The 16,820-nt window shown below is 58.1% G+C and carries 22 protein-coding genes; 12 read left to right on the forward strand and 10 right to left on the reverse strand.

Going from position 1 to position 16,820, the window contains the following annotated elements:
- Window position 1 precedes the first annotated feature (1 nt).
- Both CWI66_RS18150 and CWI66_RS02300 read left to right on the forward strand, forming a co-directional pair.
- Window positions 2-232, forward strand: coding sequence for a hypothetical protein (locus tag CWI66_RS18150; RefSeq protein ID WP_198517427.1), 231 nt, complete (start codon window positions 2-4; stop codon window positions 230-232).
- Between the two features lie 128 nt (window positions 233-360).
- A complete protein-coding gene (locus tag CWI66_RS02300; protein WP_232710699.1) occupies window positions 361-1,173 on the forward strand; it encodes a GIY-YIG nuclease family protein in 813 nt (270 codons plus the stop codon).
- Window positions 1,174-2,074: 901 nt separating this feature from the next.
- On the opposite strand, the gene CWI66_RS02310 is transcribed toward CWI66_RS02300, so the two are convergent.
- The gene (locus CWI66_RS02310) at window positions 2,075-2,428 is read right to left on the reverse strand and encodes a DUF952 domain-containing protein (RefSeq protein ID WP_100730820.1); all 354 of its coding nucleotides are present in this window, start codon (window positions 2,426-2,428) and stop codon (window positions 2,075-2,077) included.
- Between the two features lie 117 nt (window positions 2,429-2,545).
- Entirely contained in the window at window positions 2,546-3,385 is an 840-nt protein-coding gene (locus CWI66_RS02315; protein WP_100730821.1) for a DMT family transporter, read from the reverse strand.
- 100 nt (window positions 3,386-3,485) lie between these two features.
- Between CWI66_RS02315 and CWI66_RS02320 the strand changes: the two genes are divergently transcribed.
- The 3 genes from CWI66_RS02320 (at window position 3,486) to CWI66_RS02330 (ending at window position 6,586) form a co-directional block, all read left to right on the forward strand.
- The gene (locus CWI66_RS02320) at window positions 3,486-4,397 is read left to right on the forward strand and encodes a LysR family transcriptional regulator (protein WP_100730822.1); all 912 of its coding nucleotides are present in this window, start codon (window positions 3,486-3,488) and stop codon (window positions 4,395-4,397) included.
- Between the two features lie 186 nt (window positions 4,398-4,583).
- A complete protein-coding gene (locus tag CWI66_RS02325; RefSeq protein WP_100730823.1) occupies window positions 4,584-5,726 on the forward strand; it encodes a Fic family protein in 1,143 nt (380 codons plus the stop codon).
- Between the two features lie 278 nt (window positions 5,727-6,004).
- Window positions 6,005-6,586 carry a DedA family protein gene (locus tag CWI66_RS02330; protein WP_157808941.1) on the forward strand — a complete coding sequence of 194 codons (582 nt, stop codon included), beginning with the start codon at window positions 6,005-6,007 and terminating at the stop codon, window positions 6,584-6,586.
- Between the two features lie 34 nt (window positions 6,587-6,620).
- On the opposite strand, the gene CWI66_RS18645 is transcribed toward CWI66_RS02330, so the two are convergent.
- From CWI66_RS18645 to CWI66_RS02345, 3 genes are all read right to left on the reverse strand, one after another.
- Window positions 6,621-6,767: a hypothetical protein gene (locus CWI66_RS18645; RefSeq protein WP_446718675.1), complete on the reverse strand. Its 147-nt coding sequence runs from the start codon at window positions 6,765-6,767 to the stop codon at window positions 6,621-6,623.
- 127 nt (window positions 6,768-6,894) lie between these two features.
- The gene (locus CWI66_RS02340) at window positions 6,895-7,194 is read right to left on the reverse strand and encodes a type II toxin-antitoxin system RelE/ParE family toxin (protein WP_100730824.1); all 300 of its coding nucleotides are present in this window, start codon (window positions 7,192-7,194) and stop codon (window positions 6,895-6,897) included.
- On the reverse strand, window positions 7,194-7,442 hold the full coding sequence (locus tag CWI66_RS02345) for a type II toxin-antitoxin system ParD family antitoxin (protein WP_100730825.1): 249 nt from the start codon (window positions 7,440-7,442) through the stop codon (window positions 7,194-7,196). The genes CWI66_RS02340 and CWI66_RS02345 overlap by 1 nt, the downstream gene beginning before the upstream one ends.
- 69 nt (window positions 7,443-7,511) lie before the next feature.
- Between CWI66_RS02345 and CWI66_RS02350 the strand changes: the two genes are divergently transcribed.
- The 3 genes from CWI66_RS02350 to CWI66_RS02360 all read left to right on the forward strand — a co-directional run bounded on the left by CWI66_RS02350 (window position 7,512) and on the right by CWI66_RS02360 (window position 9,064).
- Window positions 7,512-7,706 carry a TSUP family transporter gene (locus CWI66_RS02350; protein WP_232710702.1) on the forward strand — a complete coding sequence of 65 codons (195 nt, stop codon included), beginning with the start codon at window positions 7,512-7,514 and terminating at the stop codon, window positions 7,704-7,706.
- Window positions 7,707-7,838: 132 nt separating this feature from the next.
- Entirely contained in the window at window positions 7,839-8,315 is a 477-nt protein-coding gene (locus CWI66_RS02355) for a LabA-like NYN domain-containing protein (protein ID WP_100730826.1), read from the forward strand.
- Window positions 8,316-8,452: 137 nt separating this feature from the next.
- Window positions 8,453-9,064, forward strand: a complete 612-nt coding sequence (locus CWI66_RS02360) for a Fic/DOC family protein (RefSeq protein ID WP_100730827.1) — start codon at window positions 8,453-8,455, stop codon at window positions 9,062-9,064.
- 275 nt (window positions 9,065-9,339) lie between these two features.
- Here the strand turns inward: CWI66_RS02360 and CWI66_RS02365 are convergent, their stop codons facing one another.
- Window positions 9,340-9,636, reverse strand: a complete 297-nt coding sequence (locus CWI66_RS02365) for a DUF1330 domain-containing protein (protein ID WP_100730828.1) — start codon at window positions 9,634-9,636, stop codon at window positions 9,340-9,342.
- 22 nt (window positions 9,637-9,658) lie between these two features.
- On the reverse strand, window positions 9,659-10,192 hold the full coding sequence (locus CWI66_RS02370; protein WP_100730829.1) for a hypothetical protein: 534 nt from the start codon (window positions 10,190-10,192) through the stop codon (window positions 9,659-9,661).
- A gap of 216 nt (window positions 10,193-10,408) precedes the next feature.
- Here CWI66_RS02370 and CWI66_RS02375 point away from each other — a divergent pair, with 216 nt between their 5' ends.
- Window positions 10,409-10,663: a hypothetical protein gene (locus tag CWI66_RS02375; protein WP_232710704.1), complete on the forward strand. Its 255-nt coding sequence runs from the start codon at window positions 10,409-10,411 to the stop codon at window positions 10,661-10,663.
- A gap of 76 nt (window positions 10,664-10,739) precedes the next feature.
- On the opposite strand, the gene CWI66_RS02380 is transcribed toward CWI66_RS02375, so the two are convergent.
- A complete protein-coding gene (locus tag CWI66_RS02380; RefSeq protein ID WP_100730830.1) occupies window positions 10,740-11,642 on the reverse strand; it encodes a LysR substrate-binding domain-containing protein in 903 nt (300 codons plus the stop codon).
- A gap of 165 nt (window positions 11,643-11,807) precedes the next feature.
- Here CWI66_RS02380 and CWI66_RS02385 point away from each other — a divergent pair, with 165 nt between their 5' ends.
- On the forward strand, window positions 11,808-12,386 hold the full coding sequence (locus tag CWI66_RS02385; RefSeq protein WP_016914767.1) for an NAD(P)H-dependent oxidoreductase: 579 nt from the start codon (window positions 11,808-11,810) through the stop codon (window positions 12,384-12,386).
- A gap of 2 nt (window positions 12,387-12,388) precedes the next feature.
- Here the strand turns inward: CWI66_RS02385 and msrQ are convergent, their stop codons facing one another.
- Window positions 12,389-13,012 carry a protein-methionine-sulfoxide reductase heme-binding subunit MsrQ gene (gene msrQ, locus CWI66_RS02390; RefSeq protein WP_100730831.1) on the reverse strand — a complete coding sequence of 208 codons (624 nt, stop codon included), beginning with the start codon at window positions 13,010-13,012 and terminating at the stop codon, window positions 12,389-12,391.
- Window positions 13,012-14,028 carry a protein-methionine-sulfoxide reductase catalytic subunit MsrP gene (msrP, locus tag CWI66_RS02395; RefSeq protein ID WP_100730832.1) on the reverse strand — a complete coding sequence of 339 codons (1,017 nt, stop codon included), beginning with the start codon at window positions 14,026-14,028 and terminating at the stop codon, window positions 13,012-13,014. Before msrP ends, msrQ begins: the two co-directional genes overlap by 1 nt.
- Before the next feature lie 177 nt (window positions 14,029-14,205).
- Here msrP and CWI66_RS02400 point away from each other — a divergent pair, with 177 nt between their 5' ends.
- Together CWI66_RS02400 and CWI66_RS02405 are read left to right on the forward strand one after the other, a co-directional pair.
- Window positions 14,206-14,892, forward strand: coding sequence for a hypothetical protein (locus tag CWI66_RS02400; RefSeq protein ID WP_157808942.1), 687 nt, complete (start codon window positions 14,206-14,208; stop codon window positions 14,890-14,892).
- 80 nt (window positions 14,893-14,972) lie between these two features.
- Entirely contained in the window at window positions 14,973-16,793 is a 1,821-nt protein-coding gene (locus CWI66_RS02405; RefSeq protein ID WP_100730834.1) for a mechanosensitive ion channel family protein, read from the forward strand.
- Window positions 16,794-16,820: the final 27 nt, after the last annotated feature.

Below are 16,820 nucleotides of genomic sequence, written 5' to 3' on the forward strand. Positions count from 1 at the left end.
TTTGGATAGCGTAAGAGCACACCCGGATTTCGAGCAGAAATTCAGCGATAACCCGGACCCCTACTCGCGTGAAATCGCCTTCGATAAAATCATGAAAGAAGTGATGTTGAAGCGGCGCAAGGAGGAGATGGAGTTATACAAGCTCCACGCTCAGGACCCGACGTTCAAGGCGGCGTTTTATCAAAGCCTCAAGAATGCGCTGCAAAACCCCGGGCTGGGTAGCAATGTATAAAAGCGAGTTTGCCTAAAAAATCGCGCGCCGTATCGCGATCAGGAGAGAGACTAATGACATCCAGTCACCCACGCCCAACCTCCATCCGCATCTTCCTCGCCGACGGCACGCCCGAGGGCCTGCGCATCGTGGAAAAATCCAACTGGACGGGGCGGGCGGTGGTGGCCAACCGCTCTCAGCTCGAAGGGGCGATGAAGCGCAGCGAAATGGCGCAGCCGGGTGTGTATGTGCTCACGGGGCAAACGGAAGAGGGGGCGGCCAAGTTGTACGTAGGCGAAGCCGATTCGCTCGGAGATCGTATCAAGCAGCATGTGTCGGGTAAGGAGTTTTGGACGCGGGCCATCGCCTTTACCAGCACCAACGAAGGTTTGAATAAGGCCAACGTGCGCTACCTGGAGTCGCGGCTGCTGAGCATGGCGAAGACGGCCAATCAGTGGGCGGTGGATAACACGGCGTATCCCTCCGCCCCACCACTCAATGAAGCCGACCGTGCCGATGCCGAGTGGTTTTTAGCCGAGATGCTGGTGATTTTTCCGCTATTGGGTATCGATGCGTTTGAAGCAGCTAGCAGCCAAGCCGCCGCGTCATCTTCAGAGCCAGTCGAGCCACCGCTGACGCTTTACCTCAACGAGCGTGGGGCCGAAGGCACGGGTAGAGAAGTTGCCGATGGCTTTGTGGTACTCAAAGGCTCATTGGCACGTGTTGAGGAGACGCTTTCCATCCATGACTACATGCGCGAGCAGCGGCAACTTCTGCAAGCGCGTGGCGTACTAGCACCGCAAAATGGAAAGTTGATATTCACGCAGGATTTTCGATTTTCCTCTCCTTCAACAGCGGCAGGCGTTTTGGTTGGCGGTAGCGCCAATGGCCGTTTGGCTTGGAAGGATGCTGATGGCAAAACTCTGAAAGCCATTCAAGACGAAAGGTTATCGGATGTTTAGCAAAACGTTTTTCAACTTGCCCCGGTTGCGGGTGTGCTCTTCTGTATTCCTTATTTCAGCTGAAACAACTCCCTGACTGGCCCATGAGCCGAATATCAACATGATCGGCTCACAAAAGGGTCTGCATAGGCAGGGCAGTCGGCTTTTGCTCCTCCGGGTGCAATCACGCTGGCTTTAGTTTGAGCCTGTGTTGCGACCTACAGGGGGGGTAATGAGTATTGGGCCTTTTATGCTATTGGAGTCCAGCCAGGGTAGCTTGCTGGGTCGTTAGGAATCAGAATGCAGTGTAGTTGGCCTTGAATGAACCCAATTAGCATATTGTCACCTGCCTGGGCTCTTTCCATTACAGGGTTGTTTTGGAAATAAAGTCTGTATTCTGAACGAGTAGGGTGGTTTTCTCGAGAGTCGTACCAAGTCACCTTGGCTGTATGATGAGCGCTCTCTCCTCGTACAGAAAAAAGTGCCTGGAGATCTGTCTTTTCGTGACCAAATAGACTTTTTAGTGCGGTCACTCCATTAAATTCGTGTTGGTTCGATCGTTCAGGTCGGGCTTCAACTGCCGCAAGCGTTTTGATACATGCTGGATTGAGAATGACTGAGTTTGTAGGCATCGTGTGTTCCTGGCTGTGTTGCCCGTTTCCTTCTTGGGCTTATTATTCATGACTAGAGTATAGTCGATATAAAATCCCTGTGCCTATACTGCAGGCTATAGTGCAGCTGTCAGGAGAGCGATACGAGCAATGAATCTGCCGTAACATGCTGCACTGCCAAGCGAAAAACTGCCGTATCCATTTGCACCTTCAAAGGCAATTTTACGGTTGTTGAAGTTGTTCGGGCGCACGACCTCACCGGCTCAGAGGTCAAAGACTATACTTGGTAACTACATTGTGAAGAGTTTTCATTAAGGCTGATCCCACTTGAACATCATGCCACTGCCATCTTCCATGGCCACTAGTGCGTTAGTATCCAGCACGACGTTCAACGGAAGGTTGTCGATTTTGGCTAGCGGCCTTTGCCAGGGTTCGGTCGTGGTTGCGTCACGCCACTCTATTCGCTTAGAAAAACTTTCGGTATTAACGACCAGGACCAGTGGCTTTTCATCTGCGGTGAAATAGCGGTTAGCGGTGTACTCGACAGCCTCTGCCAAATTTAGATGAATGCCGTCCTCCTTTTTATCGTTTCCGCATCGTGGCACGTAGCCTAATCGTAAGGCCTCCTGCCAGTTTTTTTCGGTAATGACTCGATATAACTGCATGCCTGCCCCTTTACTGTATGCCGCCATGGCAACGAATTATGTCACTCATAACGTACCCACTTGTATCTTAGTCCATGACACGACCTGGATAACACCAGTGTTAGCGCTGCCCTAAAATCAGTCACTGCCCACCGTGACCAGCATCATCGCCATCATGGATAAAGCGATCCCCAGCTTGGCGTAGCCACCGATTGGCTCCTGGCGCACCATCGAGCCTAGTATCACGGGAATGAGTGGGTAGAGCGATACTATCAGGATGCTGATCATGGCCAGTTGCCCTTCCCGAGATAGCGCATACAGCGTTAGGCCAAGGGCGCTAATGCCGCCCGCAGCGGTAGCGAACAGTGGGTGTTGTCTACTGGCTGGCTGGGTGCGCCGATAGAAGGGAAGCAGAAGGGCAGCCCCTGCCAGCATACACACGGCAATGCCGTATTCGGCGGCTGGATCCGGTACTTGCGCGAGTGCGAATAGCTGGAGGGCAAAGCCTGCCCCTGCGCCCAAACCAAGCCATAAACCGCTGTGGTTTTTGCAAGTGCCGTGCATGGCCTTGGGCGTTCTCCCTCCGGCTGTTAGCCAGATGGCGGGTAGAGCCACCATCACGCCAAACCATACCCATTTGCCGGGGCGCTCATCCAGAAACAGCAGTGAAAGCGCCAGTGCGATGACTACCATGGCCACCGAGCTGACTGGCACCACCAGGGCGAAGGCTGCCTGAGAAAGGCTCCGGTAGAGCAGCAACGCGCCTAATGCTGAGCCAATACCCGCCAGGGCGCCCCATGTCCAAACGCCGGGTGCCCAGGTGGCGAGCATCATCGCACCAGGAAGGGCAACGAATGCGCCGCCCAGGTGTGTGAATAACCCAATATTCAGCGCTGGATAGTGACGTGAAAGCAGGCCGTTGATGAAGTGCGTACTGCCAAGCAGCAACATGGCAAAAAGGGCAAGGGCGATAGACATGGTGGCTCCCCGTCAGGATGATCGATGGAGGCACCAGCTTAAAAAGCGAAAGGGCGCGGTGAGAAATTCGATTAGCTCATCCCAGCCATGAGGAGAGGTCATGATTCGGGGCGCAGATATCACCATTGCTCAGTTACGGGCACTGTTAGCCGTTGAGGAAGCGCAGTCGTATACCCGTGCAGCTGAACGTTTGGGTGTTAGCCAATCAGGGGTCAGCCATGCCATGCAGTCATTGGAGCAGCGTGTCGGTGGTGCCTTGATGGTGAAAACGCCGCAGGGAGTCGAGCCGACGGCGCTGGGTGAGTTAGTGCTCGCTAGCGCGAGAAAGATCATGGGTGAGCTGCAGGTGCTTAGTCATCAGGTATCGCACCACCATCATGAAACCGATACGACGCTCAAGATTGCCGCGATACCCAGTGCGCTGCATGGTTGGTTAGCCTCGGTGCTGTCAGTCTTTTCGAGCCGATACCCAGAAGCCATGGGGTTGGTGCTGGAAGGTGTAGAGGAGGAAATCAAGGAGTGGGTAGAAAGCGGCGTGGTGGATGTTGGCATCACGACGGATACCACGCGGCTCAACCTAGGCTATTGGCGTGAGCACTTTGATTGGCAGTTGATCAGACAGGACGAGATCGTTGCTGTGCTGCCCAGCAGCCATCCGTTGAGCCAGCACGCCAGCGTAAGCGTCTCAGCGCTGACCGAGCACCCGTTGGTCATGTCATCCGGGGGCTGTGAGGCGTTGATTCAGCAAATTTTTGCAAACTCCTTGGAAGCATCGGAAGGCGTGGTGCAGGTCGATTTTTGGGTGCGCGATACACGCACGTTGCTACAGATGGTGGCTAACGGTGTGGGCGTCAGCCTGGTGCCCACGCTGGCGTTGGTGAATAAGCTCAACGCCGACCTGGTGACACGCTCGTTGTCGCCTTGTGGCGTTCGCCAACTGATCGCCTTCTGGCCCAAAAAGAAGCCGCTTGGGCCCGTCGGGCAGCAGTTGCTGCAGGCGTGCGGTGCTTAACCAGGCAAGCAATAGGCGAGCAGATCCATCTTCGTGTGATGAATAGCGACTATCTCGATGCACTCTTGGACCATCAGAGAAAAGAGTGGGGGATGTCGCCGAGGCAAGCCCATCCACTAGCCCATGAGCCGAATATCAACCATAATTGGCTCATCATCTGATCCGAATAGGCGGGGCAATCGGCTCATGTATATCTGGGAACAGCCACATTGGCCGCATTTTGAGTGGGATGAGTCCGCACTGCGGCCTACCCTGGATGCCGTGCGGCTGCTTCAGGGGCGCGTGTTGGGTAAAACCGAGGCGGCGCCTGGGCAGGCGGATCTGGATCTGGAGGTGGAGATGGATGCGCTGATACAGAACGCCATTCGTACTAGCGAAATCGAAGGCGAGCGTCTGGATGTTGGCTCCGTGAGGTCTTCCGTGGCTCGCCAGCTGGGCATCGAGCGGGCTGGTATATCTGGTAGAACAACCCCTGAGTCCGAGGCATTGGTCGATCTATTGCTGCAATCCACGCGTCAGCTGGATGAGCCGTTGACCCATGGGCGGCTGTGCCTGTGGCAGTCCATGCTGTTTGTGAAAGGCCCTGGCCTGATGGGTCAAGTGCGTGTGGGCGAGCTACGCGGTGACCACCCCATGCAGGTGGTGTCGGGGCGGCTGGATCGACCTACCGTTCATTTTGAAGCGCCTCCCCGTGAACAGCTGGAAGCCGAATTGGATGCGTTTCTAACGTGGTTCAACCAACCGCTAGAGGGACTGGATGGGCTGGTGCGGGCGGGTATTGCACATCTATGGTTGATCACCTTGCACCCCTTTGATGATGGCAATGGGCGGGTCACACGCGCCGTTACCGACCGGGCGCTTGCGCAGGCAGAACGGCAGTCGGTGCGCTTCTACTCTCTGAGTGCGGCAATCATGGCGCGGCGAAGCGCTTACTACGACTACCTCGAAAGTACCCAGAAGGGCAGTCTCGATATTACGCCTTGGTTGTTGTGGTTCCTCGATACGCTGAAAGAGGCGCTTGAGCAGGCGTTGTTAAGAATCGACCGTGTATTGGTCAAGGCTTCCTTTTGGCAGCACCATGCCACTACGGTACTGAACGAACGACAAATCAAGGTGCTGAACCGTTTGTTGGATACCGCAGGAGAGGAGTTTGCGCAGGGCATTAATGCCCGCAAGTACCAATCGTTGGCCAACGTGAGCAAAGCGACCGCCACGCGGGATTTGGCTGAACTGGTAGAGAAAGGCTGCCTTTTCAGGCTGCCTGGCGGCGGGCGGAGCACACGTTATGCCTTGGTGGAGCATGGCAAAGGGCTGCCCGGTGAATACTGATGGCCAGGAGTCACTGCCCGGTGGGCCACCCCGAACCCAGAAAGCCATAGAAGTGTCATAGTAAAAATGACCCAGCTCGACGCTGGCAGACGTATAATCGCTGCACACGCCATCGCCCTTGTTGACGTGCTTTGAAGACGAGATGTCGGCTTTCATCTGGCTGACGTGGCGTCCCGGTATACGTGTGGCGATGGGCATATCAGCATCATCCTGAATCGTGATAGAGATTGCGTTTACGTGGCACCCACCTGGCGGGGTTACTTGATGGATGAATGCACATGACGCTTGATTATTTCGTGGCGAACTATGGCAGCCTCGGCTTGTTCGTGGGGGCGAGCCTGGAGGGTGAAGCCGTCGCGATGCTGGGCGGCATCATGATGCATCGGCACCTGATCGGGTTTGGTGAAGCGGTGGTCTCGCTTGCCTTGGGCGCTTTCCTGGCAGACCAGGTGTTCTTCCTGCTCGGGCATGGGTGGCGCAATAGCGCCATCGTTCGCTCGGTTCAGCGTAGCGTGGCGGGTGAGCGGGTACTGACGACGTTCAACGCCCACCCGAATACGTTCGCGTTCTCCTTGCGGTTCCTTTATGGGCTGCGCATGGCCGGTGCGGTGACCATTGGCACGACCAAATTTCCCTGGCCCCGTTTCATCGTGCTCAATGCGCTGTCGGCGCTGATCTGGTCGGCCGCCTGGGTCACGCTCGGTTATCTGTTTGGTCAGGCGCTCGCGCCACTGTTTGAGCGATTGAGCAGCCTTTCCCATGTGGTGTTGGCAGGGGTGGCCGCCGTGCTTTGCGTCGCGGTCGCGGCCGTGGTGGCCACTCGGCGGAGAAGGGCTCAGCGCTTGACGACGCGCGATTGAGCGCAGCCACCCCTGCACACGCATTACCCTATCGTTACCGCCTCCGCCAGGCTAAGCCGGTGAGCAGCCCCAGCGTGAGCGCTGCCATGCCGCCGGTGTAGGCGATCAGCGGCCACGCCGTGCTGCCATCCAGCATGACCACCACCGCAGTGCCTACGCCACCCACGATCAGGCTCTGCACTCAGAAGTGCAGCGCCACGGCGGTGCCAGCCATGTCGTTGAAGGCGTGCAGCGCGCCGTTGGCGGTCACGGAGGTGATCAACACGATGCCATCGCCCTATACACACGGTAGGGGGCTCCTAGTGTCGTTAATCAGTCAGAAAATAGGAAACGATATCCATCTCTTTATGAGGAATGCCAATGATTTCAATGCATTCATGGCCAATCAGATAAAAAATAACGTGCTGGCCTTGAGGGTAGCTAAAATAACCTTCTTTGATATCTGGGCGATGTCTTCCTAGCAGGGGATTTTCTGCGAGCCAGTGAAACCGTTTTTCAAAATCCCTTAGATAGGTATTCCGTTGGTTCTTGCCCCACTGCCATTCCGTATAGTGGCCGATATCTTTTAAATCGTCCCTTGCTCTCGGTGTGATACGGAATGTGGGCATTACGATTCGTTATCCAAATCGTTGATTAATGCATCCATTGAGAAATCGTCCACGAATTCACCAGCGCTCGCTTGCTCGGCACCTTGGGCTAGGTGCGTACGTAGCGCCTCAAGTTTGCTTTTGCGTTCTTCCATGGCACGTAATGCATCCCGCACGACCTCACTTGCGGAGCCGTAGCGACCGCTAGAGACTTCGTTTTTGATAAAGGCTTCCCAGTGCTCTCCTAGGCTAAGGCTAGTCGTTGCCATGATGTGCTTCCTATGTTCAAAAGTAACAAATATGAATATATGCGTGGCTGACTAGCAAGACAAGTGGGCGTGCATATCGCGGTGGCCACTACGACGGCATTGATGGTGTTTGCGGCTTCCCTGTCCACATGGCGCCACCACCCACGGCAGACCGTGCAGTGGCACTTGGTTCGTCCGCTGGTGGGCTATATCGCCGTGGGCGCTGTGCTGGGCGCAGCGGCGGCCGTGTCGTTAAGCGGCGAGTGGGTGCGATTGGTTAGTTAGCCCTGACGATTGCGAATGCCGTTTTGCGGCCCGGTTTTCTGCATCAGTCAGGGAGTGATGTGCGTCCTTGCAACGTAAGGGGAATCATTTATCGCGTACCATGGAGGCACACTCTCAGCCTAGGCTTTTTCCATGACCCGCGTTGCCATCTTCGTAGACACTCAGAACGTTTACTACACCGTACGCGACGCCTACGGCAGGCACTTCGATTACCGTCGTTTCTGGGCCAAGGCAACGGCGAACCGGGAGGTGCTGGCCGCCCGTTGCTATGCCATCGACAAGGGCGATGCCAAACAGCGTGAGTTCCAGAATATCCTCCGTTCGATTGGCTTCGAGGTCAGGTTAAAGCCGTTCATTCAGCGCGCGGATGGTTCGGCCAAGGGTGATTGGGACGTGGGCATCACTCTCGATGCCATCGAATATGCCAAAAAGGCGGATGTGGTGGTGCTGGTCTCCGGCGATGGCGACTTCGACCTGTTGGCGCAGAAGATCCGTGAGGCCCACGGCAAACGGGTGGAAGTCTACGGCGTGCCCCAGCTCACCGCTGCTTCCCTGATCAACGCCGCCAGCCAGTTCATCTCCATCGAGGGTGACTTGTTGCTGGGGTGATACAGAATGCTGAGCTGACGGGCTGGTTTGCATAGGCTTGGTGTTCGCTCGCAGCGGAACGTGTACTCTTGGTTGTGTATCGGTTGCTAACGTGTGCTCACTTGGGGCTGCATGCGCAGTGAAGCAAGGCTATTCCTATGAGTCGTTATGAAGTTTCTGGTAGTGAAAGTGAGTATCAGCCGGGATCAGAAGATAAGGTGCTGAAGAATCTTGCTGGTATTGATGATCCGGCAGATATGAATATTGCAGAGACGGAGCTGCTTGCAGCGCTCTACATACAAGTGTTTGATACTTTCCCAGAAACGGTTGATTTCAAAAGAATTCGCCATTGGCATAGAGCTTGGCTAGGTAATGTTTACGATTGGGCGGGCCAATACCGAACCGTTGATATGTCTAAGCCCGATATTCGGTTTGCATCGCCTCTGCAAATTCATAGGTTGGCTCAAGCGTTCGAGAACCAGTATCTCGCTCGTTTTGCTACGTTACCTGAGATGGGGGACGAGCAACTGGTCAGCTTTCTTGCTGAAATGCATGTCGAGTTCATACTGATTCATCCATTCCGTGAGGGAAATGGCCGGATCTCACGTTTGCTGTTGGATATGATGGCTGTCAAGGCGGGAGCTCAACCACTGGACTATAGCTTATGGAATGAGCACAAGGATTACTATTTCAAAGCGATTCAGGCTGGTCTGGAGGGCGACTATCGATTTGTCGAACGTTTAGTTCGTGATGTTTTGTCGGCGCAGTAACGTCGAAGGCATCGCCTCAGGAAGATAAGGTCAACTTGTTGAAAAGCCTTGGGCGAGACATCAGGCGTTTTTCAATCACCTCTGTACGCTCGCCTGTCTCGATCGCACTCGAGCTGGCGACGGCTCGCACAATACGCTCACGAGAGACGATGACTTTATCTGTGGGGGGCCTGCGAACCATTATCGCGCTCCTTGAGTCGTTCTGTTGAACTCATTATAGCAGCTGTCCCTTGATGACACTCCCCCGCTGATGACAGCAGGAGAGTGTTTGCTCATCACACCTCTTCAATACCCTCTATCAAAAAGACGCGGTAATCGGCGCCCAGGAAGCGGTGTTGGCGGGCTTCCTGGTAGGCGGGGCTTTGGTACCAGGCGCGGGCGGCGGCCATGTCGGGGAAGCGCAGGATCACGGCGCCTTCCATGGCGCTGCCTTCCAGCACTTCGAAGTCTCCGTAGAAGGCCAGCGGCTGCGGGTCGTGGCCTTCTCGAGCGGCTTTGGCCTTTTCGCTGTAGCGCTGCATTTCTTCGCTGTTGTGGGTGTGTTCACGGGTCAAAACGACATAAGCAGGCATTGTGTTTCCTTGTTGGTCGACGCTACGGCGTCTCGGTCGGGTGGGAGTCATCGGCTGGCGCCTCGGGGTCGGCGTCGGCCATCGGTTCGATTTGACGGTTTTCCAGGGCGGCCAACGCGACCTTGTAGCAGTCTTCGATGTGGCTGTTGCCCATGTATTTCATGGCGATAAAACTGATGCCGCCCGCCACGGCGCTGCCAATCAGCGGGACGAATTTGCTGGTGCCTTTGGCGGCGACTTTGATGCCCATCTTGCCGAGCAGGGTCACGATCAGGTTTTTGGTGATGTACCTGCCCGCCATCTTGCTGCCGGTATTGGAGATGGCGGTCATGACGAACAGCTTGCTTTCGGTATCCAGACGGTCGATCTGCTCCGGCGTTAGCCCAAACTGGCTGTTGATCTTGGGGATGATGCGCATCAGGATCGCCACGTCCGAGCCAATGTCCAACCCCGGCACAGGAATCATCGCCGTACCTGCGGAGAGGCTGGCGCTGCGTGTCACCATGGCATGGCAGGACTTCTTGATGGCGTCGAGTTCTTCCCTTGTTTCGATCATTGCGCAATCCCTTTTGGCGATGGAGTGTCATCACCTTAGTCGATGTTGGCTTTCGCGACACGTTGTCTGCTGGGCGTTGTCTCGTGGCCAGTCGGCTCGGCCAAAAAGAATGCTAATCGCTTTGCCGCCATGCAGCCACTGGCGGGTAAGCAGCTTGGCAGATTTTAGCGCTATAGTGACGTCTCTTTCCCCTCACTGGCTGAACGCTTTTATCACATGACCTCATTCAGAGCCGCGCTACATCGGCAGTTAGCTCCTGAAGCTCGCCTTCAGCAGGGCTTGTCGGTCACTAACCGTATTATCTGTCTGGGTTTCATGGTCCACAACAACGCTTTCCTGTTGCGCCTTCTACGCTTGGCGCGAATGCTGAGACTTGCCCGTCTGGGCCGCTTCAGCCAGGCGTGGGCAGCCTTGGCGGCCGCATTCAGCGATGCGTTTCAGCAGAAACGTGACCACCTGGCAGAGAAATAGAACAGGCGGGTTACCACCAGCATCACGTCGATAGGCGTGCGTATGCAAGGGCTGGCGGTGGATGGCTGTACTGACATCACGGCACCGCAAGCTGCGGTGGCAACCGCTCGGCCAGAAACTCCATGAACAGCCGCGTGCGATGGGAAAGCGTGGCCTGCCGGTAGTAGACGGCATGGATGGGCTGTGTGATCAGCGTGGTGTGGTCGGGCAACACTTCTACCAGCGCGCCACGCTGGCGGGGTGCTTGGGTCATGAAATCGGCCAAGCACACGATACCGACGCCTGAGATTGCCAGCTCCAGCAGGGTGGTGCCGCTGGACGCCGCCAGGGTGGGCGTGATGTGTAGCGGCTGGCCATCGGCTCCGTGCAACGGCCAGCAGTTGAGGTGGTCCAGCTGGCTGAAACCGAGCAGGGTGTGTTGGGCCAGTTCCGCTACCTGAGAGGGGGTGCCATGGCGCGCCAGGTAGGCGGGGCTGGCCAGCACGCGCAGGGCGCTGTGGCCCAGGGGGCGCGCATGGAGCGACGAATCTTCCAGCGCGCCAATGCGAATGGCCAGGTCGACCCGCTGTTCCAGCAGGTCTACAAAGCGGTCATGGGTATCCAGCTCCAGGGTGATTTGCGGGTAGCGGGCGCGAAACTCCTCGATCAGCGGCACCACCACGAACTGCATGAAGCTGGGCGCGGCATTGATGCGCAGCCGCCCGCTGGGCTGCTGATGGCGGTCCTGCACGGCCTCTTCGGCGGCTTCCACGGCGGTCAGGATGCTGCGGCAGTGGGTCAGAAAGGTGTCGCCTTCTTCCGTCAGCTCCAGCCGCCGGGTGGTGCGGCGCAGGAGCGTGGTGCCCAGCTTCTGTTCCAGCCGGTGCAGGGCGCGGCTGACGCCGGAGACCGTCATGGCCAACTGCTCGGCGGCGGCGGTGATCGAGCCACAGTCCACGACGGTAATGAAGGCTTGCTGCTCTTCCAGAGTACTTTTCATGAATATCAGGCCTGGTCGTGGCAAGTGATTGTTGATTTTTGAGCAAGAGTATCTTGCGGGAAGTACGCTGTTTTCATGGCATTGTTCACTGCACAATAGCGCCCACTCAATGCTCCGCTGTTTATCATTAGGCGGGCCAGTCAACCACAAAGTGAGGTGTCAGTCATGAAGATACTGTTGATCAATGGCGGTAAGGCGTTTGCCCACTCTGGTGGTGAACTCAACAATACGCTGCATGCCGTTGCAAAGGAAACCCTGCTGGAACTGGGGCATGACGTGCGCGAGACGGTCATCGAGCAAGGCTACGAGACTGCTGCCGAAGTACAGCACTACCTGTGGGCCGACACCATCGTGTACCAGATGCCCGGCTGGTGGATGGGCGCGCCCTGGACGGTCAAGCGCTATATCGATGAAGTCTTTACCGAGGGGCATGGCGCGCTGTACGCAAGCGATGGCCGTTCGCGTCAGGACCCTTCCAAGCAGTACGGCAGCGGCGGGCTGCTGCAGGGCCGCCACTACATGCTGTCGCTGACCTGGAATGCCCCTGCCGAAGCCTTCGATGAGCCGGGCAACTTCTTTGAAGGGCGTGGGGTCGATGGCGTCTACTTTGCGTTCCACAAATCCCAGCAGTTCGTCGGGCTGGCCGCCCAGCCCACGTTCATCGCCAACGATGTCATCAAGGCACCGGACGTGGAGCGCGACAAGGCGGAGTATCGTCGCCATTTGCGTCGCGTGTTCGGCTAGTGCTACCTGAGCTGACTGGCACGCTGTCGCAGCTTGGGCAGCGTGCGTGCCACCGGCGGTAGGCGGGTCGCCATGATCAGGGCGGAAACGGCGGCATACACGGCCCATTCTCGCAGGTCGGCGCGTACCACCCAGAAGAAGTGCAGCAGTACCAGGGCGAGGATGACGTAGGCAAACTTGTGTAGGGGCTTCCAGCGTTTGCCCAGCCGCTGCATCGACCAGCGGTTGGAGGTCGCTCCCAGCACGGCCAGCCCCAGCAGGGCGATCATGCCCACCACGATGTAAGGCCGTTTGACCAGCTCACTGCCCAGCAGGGCCCAGTTCAGCCCCAGAATGAACAGGGCATAGCTCAGCAGGTGAAGGGTCGCGTAAGCGAGGGTCCACAGCCCCAACTGCCGCCGGATCAGGTTGAAGCCTTTCCAGCGGGTGAGCTTGGTCAGCGGGGTCAGGCTCAGGGTCATCAGCAATAGCCAAAGCGCGCCAATGCCCAGGTTCAGTAGCAGGTAGCGCCCGGGTTCGGGGCCTGCGGCGTTGCTGGCCACCTGACCGCTCCAGTACAGCAGGGGGGCCAGCGCGGCCAGGAACACGCCGCCGCGCCATAGCCACCAGGTGCGTGGTGTGGCCATCAGTAGTTGGCTCTCAAGTCCAGGCCGGCATACAGCTCGGCCACTTCGTCGGCGTAGCCGTTGAACATCAGGGTGTCCATGGTATTGGGGCTGAACAGGCTGTTGGGCAGGCGGCGTTCGGTGGCCTGGCTCCAGCGGGGGTGATCCACTTCCGGGTTGACGTTGGCATAGAAGCCGTACTCGTTGGGGGCAATCAGCTGCCAGGAGTTCATCGGCTGCTCTTCGACCAGCGAAATGCGCACGATCGACTTGATGCTCTTGAACCCGTACTTCCAGGGCACCACCAGGCGCAGCGGTGCGCCGTTCTGGTTGGGCAGTTCGCGGCCATACATGCCCTGCGCCATCAGGGTCAGCGGGTGCATGGCTTCATCCATGCGCAGGCCCTCCACGTAAGGCCAGTCGATCAGCGAAAACGACGAGCGCTGGCCAGGCATCTGCTCTGGGTCCACCAGGGTTTCGAAGCGCACGTACTTGGCTTTGCTGGTGGGCTCGGCGCGGGTGATGATATCGGCCAGCGGAATGCCCAGCCAGGGAATGACCATCGACCACGCCTCCACGCAGCGCAAGCGGTAGATGCGCTCTTCGAACCGGGTAGGGCTGACGAGGTCTTCCAGCGCGAAGCGACCGCCGTTGTTCACTTCGCCATCGACCACCACGCTCCAGGGCTCGGTTTTTAAACTGCCAGCCCGGCGGGCGGGGTCGGTTTTTCCGGTGCCGAACTCATAAAAGTTGTTATAGCCGCTGGCATCGTCGAAGGGGGTGAGGGTGTCTGTATCGGGGTCGCTGGGAGTCACGGCTCCCCATTGGGTATCGCCGATCTTTTGCTGCAGCCACTCTGGGCCGCTGCCTGCTGGCACATCCGAATAGTCCGCATTGGCGCGGGCGTGCCCCGACAGCGCAAGCCCAGCCCCCAGCCCCGCCATGCCGCCCATGAATTGTCGGCGCGACAGATAGATGGATTCCGGGGTGACATCCGATTCTTTCAAATCACTGGGCTTGGCAATTTTTATCAGCATGGGGGAGCCTCTGCGTAGAAGAACATGTCCAAGGTGCAGGAAGAGCGTCACCTTTGACGATGGAGGAGAGGAGAAGTTCTCCACTTCTTTGTCAGTGTATAACCTTTATATCGCTTTGGCGCTGTCAGGCGTCATGTCTTACTGGCCAAGGCCTTGGCCCCTGTGGACTCCATGCGTATGCCTTCAAGAGTTGATGAGCAGAACCCCCTGAGCTACCCAACGAGCGCGGACTGGCACCAGCTGTTCATGCGGCTGCTGCCTTGGCTGGGCTGCCTGGCCCTTGCCGGTGCGCTGCTGTTTTTCGTGGCCTACCACTGGGTCGTCATGGCCCGCCTGAGCGAGCTGTGGCTGCTGTGGTGGGGGCTGGTGAACATGGCCATCTGGCTCTATGCCAGCGTTTGGGGGTTATGGGGTGCGTTGGGATGGCTTCAGGTGGCGGGCCTGTGGGGACTGGCGGTAGTCAATAGCGTGGCGCTGGCCGGTTGGGAGTGGGGTGTGCAGCGGCGGGGCTGGTCAGCGGGCTGGGCGCTGCGCGTGCTGGCGTTGGGCAGCGGGGTGCCGGTGACCCTGCTGATGATGCACTGGCTGTCGGGCGCGTTGACCCACGCTTTTCTGCCTGTAGCCGTATATGGCGCCTGGCTGGCGCTGCTGTTGCTCGGATACGCCCTTGGCCAGTGGCTGGTGTTGGGCGCAGGCGTGGTGCTGTGGCTGGTGGCACTGGGGCGCTATTACTACTGGCTGGACCTTTCGCTACTGGCCAAATCCGGGCTGCTGCTGTTACTGGGAATCACGGTGTTGGGGGCGCTACTGCTGACGGGGCTTTATGATGAGGCGTTGCAGCGCCTGGGAGGGTTGGCACCGTGATCGCCCGCCGGGGCGTGACTTGCCTCACGGGCTATCGTGGTCTGTACTTGGTCCAACCATAAGCACGGATAGAGGCGAGAATGACGAAAGTACACGGATGGCGATACTGGCTAGTACTGCTGGTAGCGCTATGTTTCTCGCACATGGGCCTGGCGCAGAGCCAGGGCGACGAAAGCGAAGATGAACGCTGGTTCACCGCAGACACGCTGAATGCCGGACTGGGCGAAGTGCCGGAAGAGGTCAAGCGGCTAACGCCCAGGGAAGCGATTCGCAGCTTCCTGACGCTCACCGAGGAGGGGGACTACGCGGCCGCCGCGCATCTGCTCAACCTGGCAGATATCGACTCGGGTGAGCAGCCCGGCCGGGGGGCCGAACTGGCCGAGCAGCTGGCCGAAGTATTGCGGCGCGGCGAGTGGCTCAACGCCTCCAACTTGTCCGGGCGCCAGGATGCGGCCATTGAAGACCCGTCCGGCCAGAACCCGATGACCGGCCAACCCCGACGTAATATCGAGCTGGCCTCGTTGCAGATCAATGGCGATGCGTACGATGTACGCCTGGGCCGTTACCGCATCCCTGATGAAGACCCCGTGTGGCTGGTGATGCCGGAGAGTGTGTCAGCGATTCCCGAGCTGTATGAAGAGTACGGGCCTTCGGTGATCGAGCAGTATATCCCCGAGCGGTTCAAGACCTCGTTCGGCATGCTGAAGGTCTGGGAGTGGCTGGCCATTCCGCTGTTTCTGCTGACGGTGAGCGGAGTGGGCGTCGTGGCCTACTATGCCGTGAGGCTCGTGGCGCGCCTGTTGCCCTCCGGCGTATCGACCATCTTCGCCGACCAGATCGGGGTGCCCGTTGCGCTGATCGTGATGGCGCTGTTCACTCAGGCACTGCTGGATTACGTGGTGTCGTTTTCCGCCGTGGCCACTACCACCTTCCGGGTATTGCTGATTGCCGTGATGGCCTGGGGCGGGGGCACCATCGCGCTACGCCTGGTGGATACCATCATGCTGCGCATGACGCGTCGTCTGGTGGGGGAAATCGACGATACCAAACCCCGCGACAAGCGCCGTCTGCTGACTAGCCTGTATGCCCTGCGGCGCGGCATCATCCTGGTCACGCTGGTGTCGGTATCGGTGTACATGCTGGGGCAGATCAAGCTGTTCGAATCCCTGGGCCTTTCGCTGTTGGCCTCGGCCAGCGTGCTGGCCGTGCTGGTGGGCATTGCGGGCCAGGCGGTGCTGGGCAACATTCTTTCCTCTTTTCAGCTCTCCCTGGCCAAGCCGGTGCGCATCGGTGACCTGGTGATCTTCGAGGGCCAATGGTGCTACGTAGAGGGTATCTTCTATACCTTTATCCGCCTGCGCTCCTGGGATGAGCGTCGCTTGATCGTACCGGTGACCTACTTCATCTCGAAGCCCTTCGAAAACCTGTCGGTCAAAAGTGCCAAGATGTATCGCTTTCTGGAGCTGACGCTGCACTTGAGTGCCGACATCTCCAAAATTCGTGAAAAGTTTATCGAGTTTGCCGAGGCCGAAGAGTCCGTGGTCGAGCACCACAAGCTGCTGTGTTACGTCACAGGGCAAACGGCACATGCGCAGACCGTCACCTGCTACCTGATGACCTCCGACCCGCTATCGGGCTGGACCGCCGAAATGAACATCCGCGAGCAGCTCATGGCCTACATCCGCGATGAGCACCCCGAATGGTGGCCCCGCGAGGTCATGGTCATTAGCCACCACGACGTTGCCAAGGGCCACGGCCAGCGCTCGGGAACCACGTCGAGCGCCCGCCAGGAAACCCATGAACGCACCCCCCGCGGGCCCGGTGAAGGCAGCAGCGACAACCGCGGAGACGCCAGCAGCGAAAGCAGCGCAGAAACCGGAGGCAACAGCGCCCCCGACTAGGGGCGCATTTGCCTGTGTTTGTGTCTG

Source organism: Halomonas sp. 141 (genome assembly GCF_002810305.1).
GTDB lineage: Bacteria > Pseudomonadota > Gammaproteobacteria > Pseudomonadales > Halomonadaceae > Vreelandella > Vreelandella stevensii.